Here is a 22,655-nt window from a genome sequence, read left to right as displayed (position 1 = left end):
CATGCGATCGAAATTATTCTTCACGGGCCGTAGCCTCCGCACTGATAGGGCTGGCGTATTCGGCTTTCAGTCGGCCGTCCTGGTCGAGGAGCCAGGCGTCCATCACTTGACGCACCACCGGAGCGGCGACGCCGGAGCCGGACTCGCCGTTCTCGACCATCACCGACACCACGATTTTCGGGTTGTCGGCCGGCGCGAAGCCGACGAACAAGGCGTGGTCGCGGTGGCGCTCCTGCACCTTGGAGCGGTCGTACTTCTCGCCCTGTTTGATCGCGACCACCTGGGCCGTACCACTTTTGCCGGCGATCCGGTATTGCGCGCCGATCGATGCCTTGCGCGCCGTACCCCGGGCACCGTGCATCACCTGTTGCATGCCGTGATTGACCTTGGTCCAGTCCGAAGGGTCGCGCAGGATAATGTCCGGCATCGGATTTTCATCCTTCGGCTTCTCGCCCTCGATGGTCTTGGCCAGGTGCGGACGATTCCAGACACCCTTGTTGGCCACCAGTGCCGTGGCCTGCGCCAGTTGCAACGGAGTGGACTGCATATAGCCCTGCCCGATCCCCAGAATCAGCGTCTCGCCCGGGAACCAGGCCTGACGACGGGTCACGCGCTTCCATTCCCGTGTCGGCATCAGCCCCGGCGACTCTTCGAACATGTCCAGGGAGACCTTCTGGCCAATGCCGAATTTGCTCAGGTAGGACGACAACCGATCAATCCCCAGCTTGTGCGCCAGGTCATAGAAGTAGGTGTCGTTGGAACGCATGATCGCCGTGTCTAGATCGACAAAGCCGTCACCGGTACGGTTCCAGTTGCGGTACTTGTGATCGTAGTTGGGCAGCATGTAGTAGCCCGGGTCGAACACCCGGGTCGACGCCGTGACCACGCCCGCATCCAGGCCGGCAATCGCCACCGCCGGCTTGATGGTCGAGCCCGGCGGGTACAGACCGCGCAGCACGCGGTTGAACAGTGGCCGGTCGATGGAGTCACGCAGCTCGGAGTAAGCTTTGAAACTGATGCCGGTGACGAACAGGTTCGGGTCGAAACTCGGCTGGCTGACCATCGCCAGCACTTCGCCGGTCGCCGGATCCAGCGCCACGACCGCGCCACGGCGACCGCCAAGTGCGGCTTCGGCGGCTTCCTGCAATTTGATGTCCAGGCTCAGGACGATGTCCTTGCCGGAAATCGGTTCGGTACGCTTGAGTACCCGCAGCACGCGGCCACGGGCGTTAGTCTCGACTTCTTCGTAACCAACCTGACCGTGCAATTCGGGCTCGTAGAAGCGCTCGATGCCGGTTTTGCCAATTTGATGGGTGCCGCTGTAACTCACCGGGTCCAGAGACTTGAGCTCTTTCTCGTTGATCCGCCCCATATATCCCACTGAGTGCGCAAAGTGCGCGCCCTGCGGATAGTGACGAACCAGCTGTGCGACCACTTCCACACCCGGCAGACGGAACTGGTTCACCGCGATGCGGGCGATCTGCTCTTCGGTCAGCTCGAACAGGATCGGCACCGGCTCGAACGGCCGACGCCCCTGACGCATACGCTTCTCGAAGATCACCCGGTCCTCGGGCGTCAGCTCAAGCACTTCGACGATCACATCGAGCACTTGCTGCCAGTCGCCGGAGCGTTCGCGAGTCATGCTCAGGCTGAAGCTGGGCCGGTTATCGGCCACCACCACGCCATTGCGGTCGTAGATCAGTCCGCGAGTCGGCGGAATCGGCTGCACATGGACGCGGTTGTTTTCCGACAGGGTCGAGTGGTACTCGTACTGGATCACCTGCAGGAAATACAGCCGCGCGATCAGCACGCCTATCAGCGTCACTACCGCAATAGCCCCGAACACGACGCGGCCACGCACCAGACGGGCGTCTTTTTCGTGGTCCTTGATGCGGATCGGCTGGGACATGAGGGCAGAACTACTTGTGGTAAGGGTGGCCGGACAGCACTGTCCAGGCACGATACAGCTGTTCGCCGATCAGAATCCGCACCAGCGGGTGCGGCAACGTCAACGGCGACAACGACCAACGTTGATCCGCCCGGGCACAGACTTCCGGCGCCAGCCCCTCGGGGCCGCCGACCATGAAATTCACCGTGCGCGAGTCCAGCCGCCAGCGATCGAGTTCGACCGCCAGTTGCTCGGTGCTCCAGGGCTTGCCGTGGACTTCGAGGGTGACAACGCGCTCGTTCGGCCCGACCTTGGCCAGCATGGCTTCGCCTTCCTGACGGATAAAGCGCGCCACGTCAGCGTTCTTGCCGCGGGTGTTGAGCGGAATTTCCACCAGTTCCAGCGCCAGCTCGGAAGGAAGACGCTTGGCATATTCATGCCAGCCTTCTTCCACCCACTTGGGCATGCGTGAACCGACGGCGATCAGTCGCAGTCGCACAGCGTTCCCTTATTGCTGGTCTTTGTTGAGCTTGGTGAAATGCTCATGAGTGTTCTCAGGGCTGTGGTGTGCAGCGCTGGCAGAACGGCTTTGCTCGGCGCCGGCCCACAGGCGTTCCAGGTCATAGAACTGGCGCGCCGAGGCGGTCATCATGTGCACGATGACGTCGTCCATATCCAGCAGCACCCAGTCGCTGTCGCCCTTGCCTTCTTCACCCAGCGGCTTGACGCCTTGGGCTTTGACGGCTTCGCGGACCTTGTCCAGCATCGCGCCGATCTGGCGGTTGGACGTACCGGTGGCGATGATCATGTAGTCAGTGATGCTCTGCTTTTCACGAACGTCGATCACCTGGATGTCCTGGGCCTTGACGTCTTCCAGGGCTGCTACGGCAACCTTGACCAGCTCTTCGCCGGCCAGTGGCGCGCCAGTTGGTGCTTCTACTGGCAGCGGTGCGCTCTTGAATGTGCCCTTGCGCTTTACTTTGTTTACTTCTTTGTCAGTCATATAAAACTCGTTTTGCTCGTATGTTCGGGCGCTTCGATACACGCATTCACGTGCCTTGAAGCGCGCCCTTTTTCAGTTCGACGCACGGTAAAGTCCGTGCGCATCGATGTAGGCCAGGACCGCGTCGGGCACCAGGAAACGTACCGACTTACCGCTGGCCAGCAGTTGACGGATCTGGGTGGCGGATACCGCGAGCGGTGTCTGCCAGACGAATGCAATCTGTCCGCTCGGCCCTTTGAGGGCCAGCGGGTCGCTCACCGAACGTGCTGCCAGCAGGTTGCGCAAGGCATCCGGCGGTTCGCTGTCGGCATCCGGGCGTTGCAGCACCAGGATGTGGCAATGCTGGAGCAACTCTTCCCAGCGGTGCCAAGTGGGCAGGCCGCAAAATGCGTCCCAGCCCAAAAGCAGAAAAACCTGGTCTGAAGCGGCAAGTTCGGCGCGCATCAGTTCCAGGGTGTCGATGGTGTAGGACGGCTTGTCCCGCTGCAATTCGCGGGCATCCACCACCAACGGTGCCACACCGGCCACCGCGCACTTGACCATCGCCAGACGGTCCTTCGCCGATACCTGCGGCTTGTCCCGATGGGGCGGCCTGGCACTGGGTGTCAGACGCAACTCATCGAGAGCCAGCGATTCGGCGACTTCCAGCGCACCGCGCAAATGGCCGATGTGCACCGGGTCGAAGGTCCCGCCCAGTACGCCAATGCGTCGAGGCCGGGGCTCGCTGGCGGTCACTGGGGCTGACGGGTCGAGGTCGCCCAAGTCAGAGCGACTCCTGGCCGCGCAGCTGACCGTCACCGACCACGATGTACTTCTCGCAGGTCAGACCTTCGAGGCCCACCGGGCCGCGGGCGTGCAGCTTATCAGTAGAAATGCCAATCTCGGCACCCAATCCGTATTCGAAGCCATCGGCGAAGCAGGTCGGGGTGTTGATCATCACCGAGGACGAATCGACTTCAGCCACGAAACGCCGGGTGTCGGCCAGGTTTTCGCTGACGATCGAGTCGGTGTGATGGGAGCCGTACTGGTTGATGTGCTCGATGGCCTGATCCAGCCCGTCGACCACGCGAATCGAGAGGATTGGCGCCAGGTATTCGGTGGTCCAGTCTTCCTCGGTGGCCGCGACGGCCTCGATGATCGCCCGGGTGCGCTCACAACCGCGCAGTTCGACGCCTTTTTCGCGGAACTGGGCAGCCATCGCCGGCAGAAACTCTTTGGCGACGGCGTGATCGACCAACAGGGTTTCCATCGCGCCGCAGATGCCGTAACGGTAAGTCTTGGCGTTGAATGCGATGCGCTGGGCTTTCGGCAGATCGGCGTGGGCACTGACGTAGACGTGACAGATGCCGTCCAGGTGCTTGATGACGGGCACGCGGGCATCGCGGCTGACCCGTTCGATCAGGCCACGGCCGCCACGGGGTACGATGACGTCGACGTATTCGGGCATGGTGATCAGCGCGCCGACGGCGGCACGGTCGGTGGTTTCGACGACTTGCACCACCGCGGCCGGCAGATCGGCCTCGGCCAGGCCGCGCTGGATGCAGGCGGCAATGGCGCGGTTGGAGTGAATCGCTTCGGAGCCGCCACGCAGGATGGTCGCGTTGCCGGACTTCAGGCACAGGCTGGCAGCATCGATGGTCACGTTAGGCCGGGACTCGTAGATGATCCCGATCACGCCCAACGGCACGCGCATCTTGCCGACCTGAATGCCCGACGGCCGGTAACTCATGTCGCGGATCGCGCCGACCGGGTCCGGCAAGGCCGCGACCTGACGCAAACCGACGATCATGCCGTCGATGCGCGCCGGAGTCAGCGCCAGGCGTTCCAGCAGGGCCGGCTCAAGACCATTGGTGCGGCCAGCGGCCAAATCCAGTTCATTGGCTGCGGACAGCTCGGCGCGGGAGGCGTCCAGCGCATTGGCGGCCGCCTGCAAGGCGCGGTTTTTCTGCGCGGTGCTGGCACGGCCGATCACGCGGGAAGCTTCGCGGGCGGCGCGACCCAAACGGGTCATGTAGTCAAGAACGGACTCAGTCATGGTCTGCTGTGGTCTTGGTAAAGAGGAAAGCGGCAGATTATAGCTGTCGCGTCTCTGGACTAACAGCGGTGACGGGCGGATGGTCGAAATGGAAGGCAATTTGCCGACGTTCAGCCGTGACCAGGGGGCGCTCTCAATGAGTTTCCCCGCCGCGTTGTCGCCTTAAAGCGGGCCAGGCAAGGCGCAGGCCGCTGGGAATGGTTGTTCCCTTTCCAAGGCCTGCAACGCAGCCTGGCCCGCTTTAAGGCACAACCCGAAGGGCCGGGCCTGCTGTTGTGCAGGGCTGCGTTGCTCGAAGCTTATTTGGAATGACCAAACCACGCTTCTCGCGCCTTGCCCTGCACAACAGCAGACCCGGCGCGGCGGGGAAACTCATTGAGAGCGCCCCCTTAGCATATTGTTATCATCACGACTCAATCAGCCCTGATAAACGCTGTTCATCATGACTAATCTGACCGTTCGCACCGCCGACACACGCACGCCCAAGGCGCTGCCGGATGCATTTTTCGACCGTGATGCCCAAACACTGGCCCGGGATCTGCTGGGCAAAATCATCCGCCACCGGGTCGACGACCTGTGGCTCAGCGCCCGAATTATCGAGACCGAAGCCTATTACTGCGAAGAAAAAGGCAGCCACGCCTCCTTGGGTTACACAGAAAAGCGTAAGGCTTTGTTTCTGGATGGCGGCCACATTTATATGTATTACGCCCGCGGCGGCGATTCCCTGAACTTCAGTGCCCAAGGTCCGGGCAATGCGGTGCTGATCAAATCCGCCTATCCATGGGTCGATGAACTGAGCGGGCCAGCCAGCCTGGCGCAGATGCTGCTGAACAATCCCGACGCCCAGGGCCGCCCTCGCCCCTCACAAAAGCTGTGCGCCGGACAGACGTTGCTGTGCAAGGCGCTGGGGCTGAAGGTGCCGGTCTGGGACGCCAAGCGCTTTGACCATGAAGTGCTGCTGGTGGAAGACATCGGGCCTGCGCCCGGCCACATCATCCAGACCACACGCCTGGGCATCCCCCAGGGGCGCGACGAACATTTAATGTACCGTTTCGTCGATGCGGCTTACGCGCCGTACTGCACTCGCAATCCGATGCGTCGGGGTCAGGTCGAAGGGCGTGATTATTTTTTGCTGACTTGAAACGTGCCCGGGCAAACGGGAATCCCAGTGGGAGCGGTCGTTCAGCATTTGGGAGATTCATCCCTTTGGGGCCAAGTGAACATTCGATGGAGTTGTTTTTATGGGCCCATGGCTCGATAGCGTGATCGGTTGGCTGACGGTCAATCCGCAGTGGCTGGCCATGGCAGTGTTCGTAGTGGCGTGTGTGGAGTGCCTGGCGATTGCCGGACTGATCGTACCCGGTACGGTGTTGTTGTTTGCCGTGGCAGTACTGGCCGGCAGTGGCGCGCTGTCGCTGGGTGAAACATTGCTGCTGGGTTTCCTCGGCGGCGTGCTGGGCGACATCGTTTCGTATTTCCTGGGGCGACATTTCCACCAGAACATCCGGCGCCTGCCGGGGTTGCGCCATCATCCGGAATGGATCGCCGGGGCCGAAGCGTATTTTCAGCGTTATGGCATTGCCAGCCTGTTAGTCGGACGCTTTATCGGCCCGTTGCGACCAATGCTGCCGATGGTCGCAGGAATGTTCGACATGCCCTTCCCCCGCTTCGCCGCCGTCAGCCTGTTGGCTGCCGCGGGCTGGAGCGTTGCCTATCTGATACCCGGCTGGGCCACCGGCGCGGCGATTCGCTTGCCATTGCCCGAAGGGTTCTGGCCCGAGGCCGGGATCGTTGCCGGCAGCATCGCCGTCATGGTGGGTTTGAGCATTACCAGCAGCATGCGCCGCCATCGCAAGGCGACGATGCTGATCACCGGCATGAGTTTTCTAATTCTGGCGGGACTGTTCATCGGCTATCCGCACCTGACGGCCCTCGACCAAGGGCTGATGACCCTGGTGCAGGAACACCGCAGCCCGACGCTCGATGAAGTGGCGGTGGTGTTCACGCTGATCGGCGAATTCCGCAACATGTTTATGATCAGCGCCCTGTTGACGGCCCTGCTGTTGCTGACGCGACAATGGCGGCACGCGATCTTCGCCGGCAGCACGTTGCTTTTCACCGCGCTGGGCAACACGGCAACCAAGCACTTTTTCGCCCGCATTCGCCCGGAAGTGCTGAGCGATCCACTGACCAGCTACAGCATGCCCAGCGGCCACGCCTCGGGCTCGTTCGCGCTGTTTCTGACGCTAGCGGTGCTGGCTGGCCGCGGACAACCGCCGCGAATGCGCCTGACCTGGTTGTTGCTGGGTTGTTTGCCGGCGCTGGCGATTGCCCTGTCGCGGGTTTACCTGGGGGCGCACTGGCCTACCGATGTACTGGCCGGTGCGATGCTGGCGGCATGCATGTGTGCGGCGAACCTGTGGCTGACGCAACGCCAGGTGCCGCTCAACGCCATGCCACCCAAGGTCTGGTGGCTGGTGTTGCCGTCGTTGCTGGCGTTGTTCGGCTTCTTTGTGTTGCGGCATTTGCCGCAAGCTTTGTTGCGGTATGCATATTGAGGATTGAAAGATCGCACCTGTAGCGGCTGCGATCTTTCAGTGGACATCAGGCAAACAACTCACCCTGCAGTTCATCCAGCAACGCCTGAATCGCATCCAGCCGTTGCTGCGGATCATCGAGTTGCAGCAAGTCGATCTTGTCCACCTCGGAAAACGGCAACAGATACGCCAACTGATTGGCCAGCGACTGTTGCCCCGTCGCTTCGGTGCCCATGCTCAGTGCTTCGACCATCGGGTGTTCCGCCAAGGCCTTGAGCAGCGCGACCAGGTCGGCATCTTCATCCTGTAGCGGTTGCTCAGGTTCATCTTTGAGCCACTCGACTTCGGCGACGATCAACTGGTCGCGCTGCACCTCGGTGCGCACCACGTGAAAACGCCGCCCGCCCTTTACCCGAATGCCCAGCAGGCCGTTGTCCTGCTGATGGAAATCGGTGATCAGCGCCTCGCACCCCACCCGCGCGTAGCCTTCAGGAGCGATGCCGACTTCTTCGCCCTCGAGAATGCACACCACGCCGAAGCCGCTGCCCTGTTTCATGCAACGGCCGATCATGTCCAGGTAGCGTGCTTCGAAAATCTGCAAGTCGAGGATGCAGTCCGGAAACAGCACCGTGTTCAGCGGAAAAAGCGGCAGACTCATAGACATTTCCTTACACCACCATCGACACCGCCAACGGCAGGAATACCGCCGTGGCCACGCCCATCAGACTCATCGCCAGCGCCGCGAAGGCGCCGCACTCCTCACTTTCCTGCATGGCCACCGCCGTGCCGACCGCATGGGCGGTCATGCCCAGAGCCATACCGCGGGCCTCCGGGCTGTGGACACCGAGACGAGTCAAAAGACTCGGCCCGAAGATCGCTCCGATCACCCCGGTAATCAACACGAACACCGCCGCCAGCGCCGCGACGCCACCAATCTGCTCCGCCACCAGCATGGCAATCGGCGAGGTCACCGACTTGGGGGCCATGGTCATCAGGATCATGTGTTCGGCGCCGAACCACCAACCCAGCAGCACCCCCATGCCCGTGGCGACCACGCCACCTATCACCAGCGTAGTAAATATCGGCCAGAACAACTGTCGAATCCGCCGCAGGTTGAGGTACAGCGGCACCGCCAGCGCAACGGTGGCCGGCCCGAGCAAGATACTGAGGATCTCGGTGCTCTTGCGGTACTCAACGTAACTCAGGCCGCAACTGACCAGCACGCCGATGACCAGCAGCATGGAGACCAGCACCGGTTGCAGAAAAATCCAGCGGGTTTTCTCGAACGCCGCCAGCACCAATTGATACGCGCCCAGCGTAATGCCGATGCCGAACAACGGATGATGAATCACCGACGCCCAGGCGCCGTGCCAATCGAACATCATTGGCTGTCCTCGGAATGGGAGTGACGCTTGACCAGGCGCTGCATCAGCACCCCGGCGAAGGCCATCGACAGCACCAACGACAACACTAGCGCACCGGTGATCGCCCAGAAATCCGCGGCAATGTCAGTGGCGTAGACCATCACGCCCACGGCCGGCGGCACCAGCAGCAACGGCAAATAACGCAGCAGGCTGCTGGCCGCAAGGTTCAGCGGTTCGCCGACTTGACCGCGGCTGATCAGATACACCAGCAGCAACAGCAGGCCAATGATCGGCCCCGGCAGCACCGGCAAAAACAGATGATTGAGGGCTGTGCCGAGCAATTGAAACAGCACCAGCCAGGTCAGGCCACGTAACAACATCCATCCTCTCCCGCGCTCTCCCCCACCAAGAAGGGGCCCGACATTATAAGCACGCTATGAGTCGGCATTCGCCAAAAGCATGGTCAGTTGACCGGAGCAATTTGTCATGTTGATCTAAAGTGGTTCGCAGGGAGGTCAAGTCCCCCACTCGAAAAACTATAAATCCGATGAACCCAAGGAGAGTCTCAATGCCCTATGTTCCAGTTGCAGAGCTCAAAGATTATGTCGGCAAGGAACTCGGATGTTCCCAATGGCTCACCATCGACCAGGAACGCATCAACCTGTTCGCAGAAGCCACAGGCGATTATCAGTTCATCCATGTCGACCCGGTCAAAGCCGCGCAAACGCCTTTTGGCAGCACCATCGCCCATGGTTTCCTGTCGTTGTCGCTGATCCCCAAACTGATGGAAGACATCCTCATCCTGCCCGAAGGCGCGAAGATGGTGGTCAACTATGGCCTGGACAGCGTGCGTTTCATCCAGCCTGTGAAGGTTAATTCCAGGGTTCGACTCAAGGTCGACATGAACGACGTCACCGAGAAGAAACCCGGCCAATGGCTGCTCAAGGCCACCGCTACGCTTGAAATCGAAGGATCGGACAAACCGGCCTATATCGCCGAGCCATTGTCCCTCTGCTTCGTCTGACACATGCCTGATTGCGAAGCAGCTCATGCTGTTTCGCGCTGTGTCTGTGCCGTGTCTCTATAAATGCGACACATAGCTGCGGCATACTCCGTCGCCTAATTGCCCGGATCCCGCTATGCGCTCACTTGCACTCCTTGCCCTGACCCTGATGCTCACCGCTTGCGGCGATGGCGAATCGCTGTTGCCCCCCGACGCCCGCCTGCCGGACGGCGGACGCTATCGTGGTGATCTGGTCAACGGCCTGCTGCAAGGCGAGGGTCGCATCGATTACCCGAACGGCAGCTGGTATGCCGGTCACTTCGACAAAGGCCAATGGCATGGCCAGGGCGAATGGCACGGCAGCAACGGTGAGGTCTATCGCGGGCAGTTCCAGCAGGGGCTGTTCGACGGCCAGGGCACGCTGACCACCACCGGCAGCAGCTACACCGGCGGTTTCAAGGCCGGTCGACGGGATGGTGAAGGCACCCTCAAAGAAAACGCCATGACCTATCGTGGCGAATTCAAGGCCGACCAATATTCAGGGCTCGGTCGTCTGGAACTCGAAGACGGCAGCCAGTACCAGGGTCAGTTCGCCCACGGCAAACCCAACGGCGAAGGCCAGCGCAGCGATGCCAGCGGCAATCAGTTCACCGGGCACTTCGTCGATGGCCAACTGGAAGGCAACGGTACTTTCAACAGCGCCGATGGCGATATCTACGTCGGAGGGTTCAAGAACAATCAATTGCATGGCAAGGGCCGCTACGAAAACGCCGATGGCGATGTCTGGATCGGTCAGTTCAAGGAAGGCGTGCTGAACGGCAAGGGCGAGTTGATCGGCGCCGATGGCAGTCATTACATCGGTCAGTTCAGCGACTGGCGTTTTACCGGTCAGGGCCGCTTGAACCTGGCCGATGGCAGTTTCTATATCGGCCAGTTCGACGGCGACAACTATCAGGGCAAAGGCACGTTGGTGCTGACCGATGGCACAGTGCTGAGCGGCACCTGGATCAACAGCCAGCGCGTGCGCGACGCCGACGGCAAGCTGCTGCCCGACACCCTGGAACTCGGCTTGCTGGCCCAGGGCCGCTTGCTCGACGAAGCACTGGCCAACGTGCCGGCCTCGACTCCGGCGGTCGAACTGTACACCTTGACCTTGGGCGGTGACGGCAAGCAGAGCGTGTTCCTGCGCGAATCCGACTACGTCGCCAACATGCTCGCCAGCCGTTTCGGCGCTTTCGGCCAGATTCGCCTGGTCAATCATCGCGACCACCTCGGCGACCGGCCGATGGCCACCCGGGAAAACCTGCGCCGCGCCGCCCAGACCCTGGCCGAGCGCAGTGGTCCGGAGGACTTGCTGTTCATTTACCTGACCAGCCATGGCTCCAGTGAACACGAGCTGGTACTCGACCAGCCACGCATGGAGCTGGCCGACCTGCCGGCCGACGAACTCGCCGCCGTCCTCGCGCCCCTGAAGAAGCGCGACAAGATTATCGTGATTTCGTCCTGTTATTCCGGCGGCTTCATCCCTGCCCTCAAGGATGAACACACCCTGATCATGACCGCCTCGCGCGCCGACCGGGTGTCCTTCGGGTGCTCGGAAGAAGCCAACTTCACCTATTTCGGCGACGCACTGTTCGCCCAGGCGCTGAACCAGACCGACGATCTGGAGCAAGCCTTCAAACGGGCCAGCGCCACCGTGGCCGAGCGTGAGCTGGCCGACAGCTTCGAAGCTTCCGAACCACAGATCTGGGCGCCGAAAGCCGTGCTTGCCCATTGGCAATTGTTACGCAAGCAGCAGGCACGAAAGGCATTGCAAAGTGTCTCTATCAGCAAGGATGAAAAGAGCAACTAAGCTGAACAGTATCAAGGGGGAATAACTATGTACTTGACGCCTCAGCATGTATTGCTTGCCGGAGCTACCGGGTTAACCGGTGAACATTTGCTTGACCGTCTGCTCAACGAGCCAACGATCGCACGCGTATTGGCCCCCTCACGCCGGCCACTGGCCGAACACCCTCACCTGGAAAACCCGGTCGGTGACCCGACGGAGTTTCTGCCGCAATTGAACGGTCGCGTCGACGTCGCCTACTGCTGCCTCGGCACCACGATCAAGCAAGCCGGCTCCGAGGAAGCGTTTCGCGCGGTGGACCTGGACATGGTCGTGGCCTTCGCCAAACGTGCCCGGGAAATGGGCGCACGGCACCTGATCGTGATCAGTGCCTTGGGGGCCGACCGCAGATCGCCGATTTTCTATAACCGGGTTAAAGGTGAGATGGAACACGCATTGCGCGCGCAGAATTGGCCGCAGCTGACCATCTGCCGGCCTTCGCTGTTGCTGGGCGATCGCGCCGAGCCGCGACTGGCCGAACGGGTTGCCGGTCCGTTGTCGAAATTGATTCCGGGCAAATACCACGGCATCGAAGCCTGCCAACTGGCCCGCGCCATGTGGCGCCTGGCGCTGGAAGAGCAGGATGGCGTACGGATTGTCGAGTCGGATGAATTGCGCAAGTTAGGCAAGTAATCCAGCAGCGCCCGCGAATAGAGCGCGAAGCGCTCTTCTATAATCCGCCGGTCGCCTGAAACCCAACACCTAAAACCGTCAACAACGACAACGGCAACAGCAGTGTGTCGAGCAAAGCACTGGCCGGCAGATCAACACCGGGATAACTCGGCGCTTCTGCGCCAAATCTGTCCATGGCGCAGCACCCGCCGTTCATTGCATACAAATCCAGACGCGTCCCCGAATACACCACCGGTGCCCCGGGTTTGGCGGCATCGAGGGTGCGCGCCGTGGCGCAGCCCGCCAGTTGCACCGCCAGCAGAATGATCAGCAGCCTATTCATCACTGCTCAAATGGTGCTCGCCCCAACGCGGTAGCATGTCTTGCGGAATGTTCAGCAGATTGAGAATTCGCGCCACGACGAAGTCGATCAAGTCATCAATGGTTTGCGGCTGATGATAGAAGCCTGGCGATGCCGGCAGAATCGTCACACCCATGTTCGACAGCTTGAGCATATTTTCCAGATGAATGCTCGAATACGGCGCCTCGCGCGGTACCAGAATCAGCTGGCGGCGCTCCTTCAACGTCACGTCGGCCGCCCGCTCGATCAAGTTGTTGCAGGCCCCGGTCGCGATCGCCGACAAGGTCCCGGTGGAACACGGTACCACCACCATCGCCGCTGGCGAGCCGGAGCCCGAAGCCACCGGCGACATCCAGTCTTCCTTGCCGTACACCCGAATCTGCCCGGTGGCGGCGCCGGTGTATTCAGTGAGGAAGGCTTGCATCATCTGCGGCTTGGACGGCAGCGAGACATCGGTCTCGGTGGCCATCACCAGTTGCGCGGCCTTGGAAATCAGGAAGTGCACCTCGCGGTCTTCACGCACCAGGCAATCAAGCAGGCGCAAGCCGTACTGGGCGCCCGAAGCGCCGGTCATCGCCAGCGTGATGCGTTCCGGACCGTTGTTCATTGCAGCGCCTCGGCCAGTTTGCCGTGCAGGCCGCCGAAGCCGCCGTTGCTCATGATTACCACGTGAGTGCCGGGCTGGGCCTGGCTCTTCACGCGCTCGATGATGCCTTCCAGCGAATCGCTGACAATCGACGGCACGGTGCACAATGCCGCCGTGGCACCCAGGTCCCAACCGAGGTTGGCCGGCGAATACCAGATCACCTGATCGGCATCGACCACGCTTTCCGGCAAGCCATCGCGGTGAGCACCGAGCTTCATGGAGTTGGAGCGCGGCTCGATGATCGCGATCAGCGGCGCATCGCCGATGCGCTTGCGCAAACCGTCGAGGGTGGTGGCGATGGCGGTCGGGTGGTGGGCGAAGTCGTCGTAAATGGTGATGCCACGGACTTCCGCAACTTTTTCCATCCGGCGCTTCACGCTTCTGAACGCGCTCAGTGCCGCGATGCCCATCGACGGCACGACGCCGACGTGACGCGCGGCGGCCAAGGTGGCCAAGGCGTTGGCGACGTTGTGCTGACCGGTCATGTCCCACTCGACCACGCCTTGAGCCACGCCTTCGAACATCACTTCGAACTTCGAGCCATCTTCACTGAGCAGTTTGACCTGCCATTGACCGCCGGCGCCGGTGGTTTGCACCGGAGTCCAGCAGCCCATCTCGATCACGCGCTGCAAGGCCGGCTCGGTGGTCGGATGGATCACTAGGCCTTCGCTCGGAATGGTCCGCACCAAATGGTGGAACTGTCGCTCGATGGCCGCCAGATCAGGGAAGATGTCCGCGTGATCGAACTCCAGATTGTTCAGGATCGCCGTGCGCGGGCGGTAGTGAACGAACTTGGAGCGCTTGTCGAAGAATGCGCTGTCGTATTCGTCGGCTTCAATCACGAAGAACGGCGTATCGCCCAGACGCGCCGACACCGAGAAATTCTGCGGCACTCCGCCGATCAGGAAACCCGGGCTCATGCCGGCGTGTTCCAGGACCCAGGCGAGCATGCTGCTGGTAGTGGTTTTGCCATGCGTGCCGGCAACCGCCAGCACCCAGCGGCCTTGCAGCACGTGATCGGCCAGCCATTGCGGGCCGGAGACGTACGGCAGGCCTTTGTTCAACACGTACTCGACCGCAGGGTTGCCGCGGGACATGGCATTGCCGATCACCACCAGGTCCGGGGCCGGATCGAGCTGCGCCGGGTCGTAACCTTGCGTCAACTCAATGCCCTGGGCTTGCAGCTGAGTGCTCATCGGCGGATAGACGTTGGCATCGGAGCCGGTCACATGATGGCCTAGCTCTTTGGCCAGAACCGCCATCGAACCCATGAAAGTGCCGCAAATACCAAGAATATGAATGTGCATAGTCGACCTCGTAAAACATGGCCGCAGGTTAGCGTAGGGAGGGGAAAATCGCACTCTTTAGCTGAACGTGACACAACCGCCTGGCTGATCGAGCGCATTTTTTTGTGGCGAGGGAGCAAGCCCCCTCGCCACAAAAACGGCTATCGTGCGATGCCGTGTTTGCGCAGCTTCCGGTAGAGGGTATTGCGGCTCACACCCAACTGTTCGGCGGTGTGGGTCATGTGCCAGCGCTGCTGTTCCAGTGCGTTGAGCAACGCCAACCGCTCGGCATCGTCCAGCGGATACTCGGACGGCGCTTCAATCGTCGCCACCGTCACCGGCCGGACCTGACGAATCATCGCCGGCAAATCTTCCAGCCCGATCCGACCGCCGTCACACAACGCCGCCAGGGTCCGCAGCACATTGCGCAACTGCCGCACGTTCCCCGGCCAGGCAAAATCCAGCAAGGCCTGCCGCGCCGCTGCATCAATCAATACCGCCTCCCCGCCCGCCTCTTCGGCCAACAGAAAGTCGAGCAGCTGTGATTTATCCGTGCGCTCGCGCAACGCTGGCAATGCGACTTCCAGCCCATTGAGCCGGTAATATAAATCCTCGCGGAAACTGCCGTCCTGCACCCTTTCGAGCAGGTTACGGTGAGTGGCGCTGATGATCCGCACATTGACCGATTCCGGCTCGCCGCCAATCGGCACCACCTGACGGTCTTCCAGCACCCTTAATAGCCGGGTCTGCATGCTCAGCGGCATGTCACCGATTTCATCCAGGAATAAAGTTCCGCCATCGGCCTGCTGCAACTTGCCACGCATGCCCTCCTTGCGGGCACCGGTGAAGCTGCCGCCGCGATAGCCGAACAACTCGCTTTCGATCAGGCTTTCGGGGATCGCCGCGCAATTGAGGGCGACGAACGATTTTTCCGCCCGTTGACTGGCCTGATGCACGGCCTTGGCGAAAGCCTCCTTGCCTGAGCCGGTTTCGCCGTTGATCAGCAACGGCACGTCCCGTTCGAACACCCGCAAGGCCTTGCGGAAGTCTTCCTGCAACGCGGCATCGCCCAGGCAAATACCCGACAGCCGTGGACGCTCGGCCACTGCCGGGCTTTGCACCACCGGTGCAGGAATGCTGCGCGGCTGCCCACGCAATACAGCAAACAGCCGCCGCCCGTCGCGGGTGCGCAACGGCCAACTGGCGCTGGCATTGGCGCTCGCGCGGCCGAGCAACTCATTCAGCGAGCAGTCGAAAAACGCCTCCACCGGCTGGCCCAACAGGCCGCCACGAATATGCCCCAGCAAATTCAGCGCGCTCTGGTTGACCGCACAGATCCGCCCTTCCCCGTCGAACGCCAGCAGCCCTTCGCTGAACAGTCCGACGGATTCGGCCTGCAAGTGAAAACGCAGCAGCCATTGATTGTCGAAGTAACGCAGGAAATAACAGCTCTCGATCATCTTCGCCGACAGATTGACCAGGGCCATGGTGTGAAACTGGCTCTGCCGCGAAACCTCATGACGCGCCGAAGACACGTCAAGCACCGCCAACAGTTCACCATGAGGGTCGAACACCGGGCTTGCCGAGCAGGTCAGGCCGGTGTGGCGGCCACGAAAGTGTTCATCCTGGTGAATGGTCAGGGACTGGCGCTCCACCAGGCAGGTGCCGATGCCGTTGGTACCTTCGCAGGCTTCGCTCCAGTCGGCGCCAAGCCAAAGGCCTGCGCGTTCGAAAATCTTCCGTTCGGCGGGCGCGGTGACGCAGTTGAGGATCACCCCGCGAGCGTCGGTCAGCAACACTGCGTGGCCGGCGCCGGAGAGTTGCTGGTGGAGGCTGGTCATTTCGTTGCCGGCGATCTGCAGCACTTGCTGCAAACGTTCGCGGCTTTCCAGGAGACGTCCATGTTCCAGCACCGTCGGCGCCATGGTCAGGGCCGGGTCGAGGTGATAGTCCTCAAGGCAACGCAGCCAGGAGCGGGCAATAGACGGATCGCTGCCGGGACCGTGCAGGTGGGACTTACCCTGGGTCACGGTCAACACTTGCTGGGCATGGCGACTCAAATGGTTGTCGTGCATTTCTTATTATTCTCCCAGAGGGCTGTGCTGAACCCTCTTTAAGGGGCTGGCACACACCTTGTGGCGAGGGAGCTTGCTCCCGCTCGAGTGCGAAGCGCTCGCCAAAAATCATGACCGGCAGACATTTCTGGACTGCTTTGCAGCCAAGCGGGAGCAAGCTCCCTCGCCACAGAGGATTACCTGTGGGCCATTTGAGGCCCAGCATCCTCCAGCCATCGACGCATTGCAATGCTGACAAGACCCATCGGTCACAGGCTGTGCCACAAGCGGTACAAAGTGTCACACGGGTTGTACCGCAAGCGTCACAAGCACCGCCCAGCCGTCCGACAAAAAATACACAAGCCCTTGATTTAACTGACTTGCGAGGCGGTGGCCCAACCTTTGCTCTACGCTTGTTACCGCGCTCTGGCGCGTCCTCCCTTATAAGCACAAAAGCCAAGGAGAAACCCATCATGCGTTACGCTCACCCCGGTACTGAAGGCGCTATCGTTTCGTTCAAGAGCAAATACGGTAACTACATCGGCGGCGAGTTCGTCGCGCCTGTCAAAGGTCAGTACTTCACCAATACTTCGCCGGTCAACGGCCAACCGATTGCCGAATTCCCGCGCTCCACTGCCGAAGACATCGAAAAAGCCCTGGACGCCGCCCATGCCGCCGCCGATGCCTGGGGCGCCACGTCCGCCCAGGCACGCTCGCTGGTGCTGCTGAAAATCGCCGATCGCATCGAACAGAACCTGGAACTGCTGGCGATCACCGAATCCTGGGACAACGGCAAGGCCGTGCGTGAAACCCTCAACGCCGACATCCCGCTGGCCGCCGACCATTTCCGCTATTTCGCCGGTTGCATCCGCGCCCAGGAAGGCAGCGCCGCCGAGATTGACGGCAATACTGTGGCCTATCACATCCATGAGCCGCTGGGCGTGGTCGGGCAGATCATCCCGTGGAACTTCCCGATTCTGATGGCCGCCTGGAAACTCGCTCCGGCCCTGGCCGCCGGCAACTGCATTGTCCTCAAACCTGCCGAGCAAACCCCGCTGGGCATTACTGTGCTGATGGAGCTGATCGGCGACCTGCTGCCACCTGGCGTGCTCAACGTGGTGCAAGGCTTCGGCAAAGAAGCCGGTGAGGCCCTGGCCACCAGCAAACGCATCGCCAAAATCGCCTTCACCGGTTCGACTCCAGTCGGCTCGCACATCATGAAATGCGCCGCCGAAAACATCATTCCATCCACCGTGGAGCTGGGAGGCAAGTCGCCGAATATCTTCTTCGAAGACGTCATGCAGGCCGAACCGTCCTTCATCGAGAAAGCCGCTGAAGGTCTGGTGCTGGCATTCTTCAACCAGGGCGAAGTTTGCACCTGCCCGTCCCGCGCCCTGGTACAGGAGTCGATCTACGACGAGTTCATGGAAGTTGTCATGAAAAAAGTCCTGCAGATCAAGCGTGGCGACCCGCTGGACACCGACACCATGGTCGGCGCCCAGGCGTCCGAGCAGCAATTCGACAAAATCCTTTCGTACCTGGACATCGCCAAGGGCGAAGGCGCCGAGCTGCTGACCGGTGGCAAGGTGGAAAAACTCGAGGGCAGCCTGGCGACCGGGTATTACATCCAGCCGACCCTGCTCAAGGGCACCAACAAAATGCGCGTGTTCCAGGAAGAAATCTTCGGCCCGGTGGTGAGCATCACCACCTTCAAGGACGAAGCCGAAGCCCTGGCCATCGCCAACGACACCGAGTTCGGCCTGGGTGCCGGCCTCTGGACCCGCGACATCAACCGCGCCTACCGCGTGGGCCGCGCCATCAAGGCCGGTCGCGTGTGGACCAACTGCTACCACCTGTACCCGGCACACGCCGCGTTCGGTGGTTACAAAAAGTCCGGCGTCGGCCGTGAAACCCACAAAATGATGCTCGATCACTATCAGCAGACCAAAAACCTGCTGGTGAGCTACGACATCAACCCGTTGGGCTTCTTCTAAAAACCGGGGGCGATACAGGTATTTCTGTGTCGCCCTTCAGAAGGCCATCGCGGGCAAGCCCGCGATGGTGCCCTTAAACGCCTCCTTCATCGCTCTGCCGGTCTGGCATTGGCTTTGCATTCCCGCTCTACACACTGAATGCCATACCCGAAAGTCCAACAAATCAAACAATAAAAAAGACAGAGAGGACTTATGACTTCTACTACGCAGAGAGGACCTATGACTTCTACTACACAGCTCAAACCCACACTCGGCACCCTGCATCTATGGGGCATTGCCGTCGGCCTGGTGATTTCCGGCGAGTATTTCGGCTGGAGTTATGGCTGGGGCACCGCAGGTACCCTGGGTTTTCTCGTCACCGCATTGATGGTGGCGACGATGTACACCTGCTTCATTTTCAGTTTCACCGAATTGACCACCGCCATTCCCCACGCTGGCGGGCCGTTTGCCTACAGCCGCCGAGCCTTCGGCGAGCGAGGCGGACTGATCGCCGGCATCGCCACCCTGATCGAGTTCGTCTTTGCGCCACCGGCAATTGCCATGGCCATCGGCGCCTACCTCAATGTGCAATACCCGGAACTGGACCCGAAGATCGCCGCTGTTGGCGCCTATTTCGTGTTCATGACCCTGAATATCCTCGGCGTGAGCATCGCGGCCACCTTCGAACTGGTGGTCACTGTGCTTGCCGTCGCCGAATTGCTGGTGTTCATGGGTGTGGTCGCACCGGGCTTCAGCTTCAGTAACTTCGTGCTCAACGGCTGGTCGGGCGCCAACGAATTCAGCATGGCCTCGATTCCCGGCATCTTTGCGGCCATCCCGTTCGCGATCTGGTTTTTCCTCGCCATTGAAGGCGCAGCCATGGCCGCCGAAGAGGCCAAGGACCCGAAACGCACGATTCCCAAGGCTTACGTCAGCGGCATTCTGACCCTGGTGTTCCTCGCCATCGGCGTGATGGTCATGGCCGGCGGTGTAGGCGACTGGCGCCAACTGTCGAACATCAACGATCCACTGCCTCAGGCGATGAAAGCCGTGGTCGGCAACAACTCGAGCTGGATGCACATGTTGGTGTGGATCGGTCTGTTTGGCCTGGTGGCGAGCTTCCACGGGATCATTCTGGGTTATTCGCGGCAGTTCTTCGCCCTGGCTCGCGCCGGTTACCTGCCGGCCTCCCTGGCCAAACTGTCGCGCTTCCAGACCCCGCACCGGGCGATCCTGGCGGGCGGCGTGATCGGTATCGCTGCGATCTACAGCGACGGCCTGGTCAACCTGCAAGGCATGACGCTGACGGCTGCAATGATCACCATGTCGGTATTCGGCGCCATCGTGATGTACATCATCAGTATGCTGAGCCTGTTCAAACTGCGTAAAACCGAACCCAACCTGGAGCGCACCTTCCGCGCGCCGGGCTACCCGGTCGTACCGGGGATCGCGCTGTTTCTGGCGGTGGTGTGCCTGGTGGCGATGGCCTGGTTCAACGCGCTGATCGGCTGTGTGTTCCTCGGTTTCATGGTGGCCGGTTACCTGTATTTCCAACTGACCGCCAAGCAACGCGCCGATGCGCCGGCAGATTCGATGCTCGAAGGCGTCTGAAATGCACCGGCGCCGGGCTGACTCCCGGCGCCTGCCCTATTGAAGTGCACCAGAACCCGCTCCCACAGGGGTTTTAGTGGTGCATTTGAGATATTTATTGAATCAGGAGGACACCGTCCCATGGCCGTATTTGCCCATACCGTCGGCGCCCAGACCTACCGCTTCGACAGCCTCAAGGAGGTCATGGCCAAAGCCAGCCCGGCGCGCTCCGGGGACTTTCTGGCCGGCGTTGCAGCCCTCAACGATGGCGAGCGGGTGGCCGCGCAGATGGCCCTGGCCGACACCCCGCTGGCCCACTTCCTGGAGGAAGTGCTGATTCCTTACGAGGCCGATGAGGTCACCCGACTGATCATCGACACTCACGACAAACAGGCTTTTAAAGCGGTCAGCCACCTCACCGTCGGCGGTTTCCGCGACTGGCTGCTCAGTGAAGCCGCCGATGAACAAAGCCTGCGCGCCCTCGCCCCCGGCCTGACCCCGGAAATGGTCGCCGCCGTGTCGAAGATCATGCGCGTGCAGGATCTGGTGCTGGTGGCGCAGAAAATCCGCGTGGTCACCAAGTTCCGCGGCACCCTGGGCCTGCGCGGCCGGCTCTCGACGCGCCTGCAACCCAATCACCCCACCGACGAACCGGCCGGCATCGCCGCCAGCATTCTCGACGGCCTGCTGTACGGCAACGGCGACGCGATGATCGGCATCAACCCGGCCACCGACAGCATCGCTTCGATCTGCGCCATTCTGGAAATGCTCGACGCGATCATCCAGCGCTACGACATTCCGACACAGGCCTGCGTGCTGACCCACGTCACCACCTCCATCGAGGCGGTCAATCGCGGGGTTCCGCTGGACCTGGTGTTCCAGTCAATTGCCGGCACCGAAGCGGCCAACGCCAGTTTCGGCATCAACCTCAACGTTTTACAGGAAGGCTACGACGCGGGCTTGAGCCTGAATCGCGGCACATTGGGCCAAAACCTGATGTATTTCGAGACCGGCCAAGGCAGTGCCTTGTCGGCCAACGCCCACCACGGCATCGATCAACAGACCTGTGAAACCCGCGCGTACGCCGTGGCACGGCATTTCAAACCGTTTCTGGTGAACACCGTCGTAGGCTTCATCGGCCCGGAATACCTCTATAACGGTAAACAGATCATCCGCGCCGGCCTCGAAGACCACTTCTGCGGCAAGCTGCTGGGCGTCCCCATGGGCTGCGATATCTGTTACACCAACCATGCCGAAGCCGACCAGGACGACATGGACACTCTGCTGACCTTACTGGGCGTAGCCGGGATTAACTTCATCATGGGCATCCCCGGCTCCGACGACATCATGCTCAATTACCAGACCACCTCGTTCCACGACGCCCTCTACGCCCGGCAAACCCTGGGCCTGAAACCAGCGCCGGAGTTTGAACAGTGGCTGGCGAACATGGGCATCTTCACCCAGGCGGACGGCAAAATTCACTTCGGCAACAGCCTGCCACCGGCGTTCCGCCAGGCATTGGCGCAACTGGGATGAGTGTTTATATGTATGAACCACCTGTCGATCCGCAGAACCCATTGCTGGAACTGCGCCGCCTGACCCCGGCGCGCATTGCACTGGGTCGCACCGGCACCAGTATGCCGACCCGCGCGCAGCTGGATTTCCAGTACGCCCATGCCCAGGCCCGGGATGCGGTGCACCTGCCATTCGATCACTCGGCGCTCAGTTCGCAACTGACCGAGCGTGGGTGTGAGAGTTTGCTGCTGCACAGTGCCGCCACGGATCGGAACAGCTATTTGCAGCGCCCCGATTTGGGGCGCAAGTTGAGTGATGAGTCAGCGCAGACTCTGCGTGATTACGCGCAAGCCCATCCAGGCGGGGTGGATCTGGCTGTTGTGGTGGCCGATGGTCTCTCGGCACTGGCCGTTCATCGCCACACCTTGCCGTTTCTGGCACGCATGGAAGAACAGACAGCTATCGAAGGCTGGTCCCTGTCACCGGTGATTCTGGTGGAACAAGGCCGGGTTGCGGTGGCTGACGAGATTGGCGAGCTGCTGGGTGCAAAAATGGTGGTCATTCTGATCGGCGAACGCCCTGGATTAAGCTCTCCAGACAGCCTGGGGCTGTACTTCACCTATAATCCCAAGGTCGGACTGACGGATGCCTACCGCAACTGCATCTCGAATGTCCGGCTCGAAGGCTTGAGTTACGGCATGGCGGCACACCGTTTGCTGTATTTGATGCGCGAAGCCTGTCGGCGGCAGTTATCGGGGGTCAGTCTGAAGGACGAAGCCCAGATTCAGACGCTGGAGTCGGACACAGGAGCAGGTTTGAAAGGTAATTTCCTACTCAGTCCGTCGGATGCCTGAACCGTTTCCGCATTGCGTTTCTATTCTGGTTTGAGGCAGGATCGAT

At 61.1% G+C, this 22,655-nt stretch carries 21 protein-coding genes; 9 read left to right on the top strand and 12 right to left on the bottom strand.

What is annotated here, in order from left to right; all coding sequences use genetic code 11:
- Positions 1-13: 13 nt before the first annotated feature.
- The 5 genes from mrdA to ACEN8R_RS27795 all read right to left on the bottom strand — a co-directional run bounded on the left by mrdA (position 14) and on the right by ACEN8R_RS27795 (position 4,926).
- Positions 14-1,909, bottom strand: a complete 1,896-nt coding sequence (mrdA, locus tag ACEN8R_RS27815) for a penicillin-binding protein 2 (RefSeq protein ID WP_018925753.1) — start codon at positions 1,907-1,909, stop codon at positions 14-16.
- A gap of 10 nt (positions 1,910-1,919) precedes the next feature.
- A complete protein-coding gene (gene rlmH / locus ACEN8R_RS27810) occupies positions 1,920-2,387 on the bottom strand; it encodes a 23S rRNA (pseudouridine(1915)-N(3))-methyltransferase RlmH (protein WP_007937439.1) in 468 nt (155 codons plus the stop codon).
- Between the two features lie 9 nt (positions 2,388-2,396).
- Positions 2,397-2,891: a ribosome silencing factor gene (rsfS, locus tag ACEN8R_RS27805; RefSeq protein WP_018925752.1), complete on the bottom strand. Its 495-nt coding sequence runs from the start codon at positions 2,889-2,891 to the stop codon at positions 2,397-2,399.
- Between the two features lie 72 nt (positions 2,892-2,963).
- On the bottom strand, positions 2,964-3,653 hold the full coding sequence (gene nadD / locus ACEN8R_RS27800) for a nicotinate-nucleotide adenylyltransferase (protein ID WP_018925751.1): 690 nt from the start codon (positions 3,651-3,653) through the stop codon (positions 2,964-2,966).
- 1 nt (position 3,654) lies between these two features.
- Positions 3,655-4,926, bottom strand: a complete 1,272-nt coding sequence (locus tag ACEN8R_RS27795) for a glutamate-5-semialdehyde dehydrogenase (RefSeq protein WP_026286381.1) — start codon at positions 4,924-4,926, stop codon at positions 3,655-3,657.
- Positions 4,927-5,368: 442 nt separating this feature from the next.
- Here ACEN8R_RS27795 and ACEN8R_RS27790 point away from each other — a divergent pair, with 442 nt between their 5' ends.
- On the top strand, positions 5,369-6,067 hold the full coding sequence (locus tag ACEN8R_RS27790; protein ID WP_018925749.1) for a DNA-3-methyladenine glycosylase: 699 nt from the start codon (positions 5,369-5,371) through the stop codon (positions 6,065-6,067).
- 100 nt (positions 6,068-6,167) lie between these two features.
- Positions 6,168-7,484, top strand: coding sequence for a bifunctional DedA family/phosphatase PAP2 family protein (locus ACEN8R_RS27785; RefSeq protein ID WP_495624492.1), 1,317 nt, complete (start codon positions 6,168-6,170; stop codon positions 7,482-7,484).
- A 46-nt stretch (positions 7,485-7,530) separates the two neighbouring features.
- Here the strand turns inward: ACEN8R_RS27785 and ACEN8R_RS27780 are convergent, their stop codons facing one another.
- The 3 genes from ACEN8R_RS27780 to ACEN8R_RS27770 are packed head-to-tail and all read right to left on the bottom strand — an operon-like array spanning position 7,531 to position 9,207.
- On the bottom strand, positions 7,531-8,121 hold the full coding sequence (locus ACEN8R_RS27780) for an LON peptidase substrate-binding domain-containing protein (RefSeq protein ID WP_018925747.1): 591 nt from the start codon (positions 8,119-8,121) through the stop codon (positions 7,531-7,533).
- Between the two features lie 10 nt (positions 8,122-8,131).
- Positions 8,132-8,848 (bottom strand): LrgB family protein, encoded by a 717-nt coding sequence (locus ACEN8R_RS27775; RefSeq protein ID WP_018925746.1) that lies wholly within the window; start codon positions 8,846-8,848, stop codon positions 8,132-8,134.
- Positions 8,845-9,207, bottom strand: coding sequence for a CidA/LrgA family protein (locus ACEN8R_RS27770; protein WP_495624491.1), 363 nt, complete (start codon positions 9,205-9,207; stop codon positions 8,845-8,847). Before ACEN8R_RS27770 ends, ACEN8R_RS27775 begins: the two co-directional genes overlap by 4 nt.
- 188 nt (positions 9,208-9,395) lie before the next feature.
- Between ACEN8R_RS27770 and ACEN8R_RS27765 the strand changes: the two genes are divergently transcribed.
- The 3 genes from ACEN8R_RS27765 to ACEN8R_RS27755 all read left to right on the top strand — a co-directional run bounded on the left by ACEN8R_RS27765 (position 9,396) and on the right by ACEN8R_RS27755 (position 12,351).
- Positions 9,396-9,851, top strand: coding sequence for a MaoC family dehydratase (locus tag ACEN8R_RS27765; RefSeq protein WP_018925744.1), 456 nt, complete (start codon positions 9,396-9,398; stop codon positions 9,849-9,851).
- A gap of 115 nt (positions 9,852-9,966) precedes the next feature.
- Entirely contained in the window at positions 9,967-11,682 is a 1,716-nt protein-coding gene (locus ACEN8R_RS27760) for a C13 family peptidase (protein WP_018925743.1), read from the top strand.
- Between the two features lie 27 nt (positions 11,683-11,709).
- The gene (locus ACEN8R_RS27755; RefSeq protein ID WP_018925742.1) at positions 11,710-12,351 is read left to right on the top strand and encodes an oxidoreductase; all 642 of its coding nucleotides are present in this window, start codon (positions 11,710-11,712) and stop codon (positions 12,349-12,351) included.
- Positions 12,352-12,388: 37 nt separating this feature from the next.
- Here ACEN8R_RS27755 and ACEN8R_RS27750 read toward each other — a convergent pair whose 3' ends face one another.
- From ACEN8R_RS27750 to ACEN8R_RS27735, 4 genes are all read right to left on the bottom strand, one after another.
- Positions 12,389-12,673, bottom strand: a complete 285-nt coding sequence (locus ACEN8R_RS27750; RefSeq protein ID WP_018925741.1) for a YceK/YidQ family lipoprotein — start codon at positions 12,671-12,673, stop codon at positions 12,389-12,391.
- A complete protein-coding gene (gene ubiX / locus ACEN8R_RS27745; protein WP_018925740.1) occupies positions 12,666-13,298 on the bottom strand; it encodes a flavin prenyltransferase UbiX in 633 nt (210 codons plus the stop codon). The genes ACEN8R_RS27750 and ubiX overlap by 8 nt, the downstream gene beginning before the upstream one ends.
- Positions 13,295-14,644, bottom strand: coding sequence for a UDP-N-acetylmuramate:L-alanyl-gamma-D-glutamyl-meso-diaminopimelate ligase (gene mpl, locus ACEN8R_RS27740; protein ID WP_258612719.1), 1,350 nt, complete (start codon positions 14,642-14,644; stop codon positions 13,295-13,297). The genes ubiX and mpl overlap by 4 nt, the downstream gene beginning before the upstream one ends.
- Before the next feature lie 140 nt (positions 14,645-14,784).
- On the bottom strand, positions 14,785-16,698 hold the full coding sequence (locus ACEN8R_RS27735; RefSeq protein WP_495624490.1) for a sigma-54-dependent Fis family transcriptional regulator: 1,914 nt from the start codon (positions 16,696-16,698) through the stop codon (positions 14,785-14,787).
- Positions 16,699-17,150: 452 nt separating this feature from the next.
- On the opposite strand from ACEN8R_RS27735, the gene exaC reads away from it, so the two are divergent.
- The 4 genes from exaC (at position 17,151) to eutC (ending at position 22,609) form a co-directional block, all read left to right on the top strand.
- Positions 17,151-18,671, top strand: coding sequence for an acetaldehyde dehydrogenase ExaC (gene exaC / locus ACEN8R_RS27730; RefSeq protein ID WP_018925737.1), 1,521 nt, complete (start codon positions 17,151-17,153; stop codon positions 18,669-18,671).
- 219 nt (positions 18,672-18,890) lie between these two features.
- Positions 18,891-20,261 (top strand): ethanolamine permease, encoded by a 1,371-nt coding sequence (eat, locus tag ACEN8R_RS27725; RefSeq protein ID WP_018925736.1) that lies wholly within the window; start codon positions 18,891-18,893, stop codon positions 20,259-20,261.
- A gap of 120 nt (positions 20,262-20,381) precedes the next feature.
- A complete protein-coding gene (locus ACEN8R_RS27720) occupies positions 20,382-21,776 on the top strand; it encodes an ethanolamine ammonia-lyase subunit EutB (protein WP_018925735.1) in 1,395 nt (464 codons plus the stop codon).
- Positions 21,777-21,784: 8 nt separating this feature from the next.
- On the top strand, positions 21,785-22,609 hold the full coding sequence (gene eutC, locus ACEN8R_RS27715) for an ethanolamine ammonia-lyase subunit EutC (RefSeq protein WP_018925734.1): 825 nt from the start codon (positions 21,785-21,787) through the stop codon (positions 22,607-22,609).
- The last annotated feature ends 46 nt before the right edge of the window (positions 22,610-22,655 follow it).

The sequence above is a fragment of the Pseudomonas sp. Pseusp15 genome, from assembly GCF_059492165.1.
Note: the sequence above shows the minus strand (reverse complement) of the source record. Positions and strands in the feature narration are given on the sequence as shown.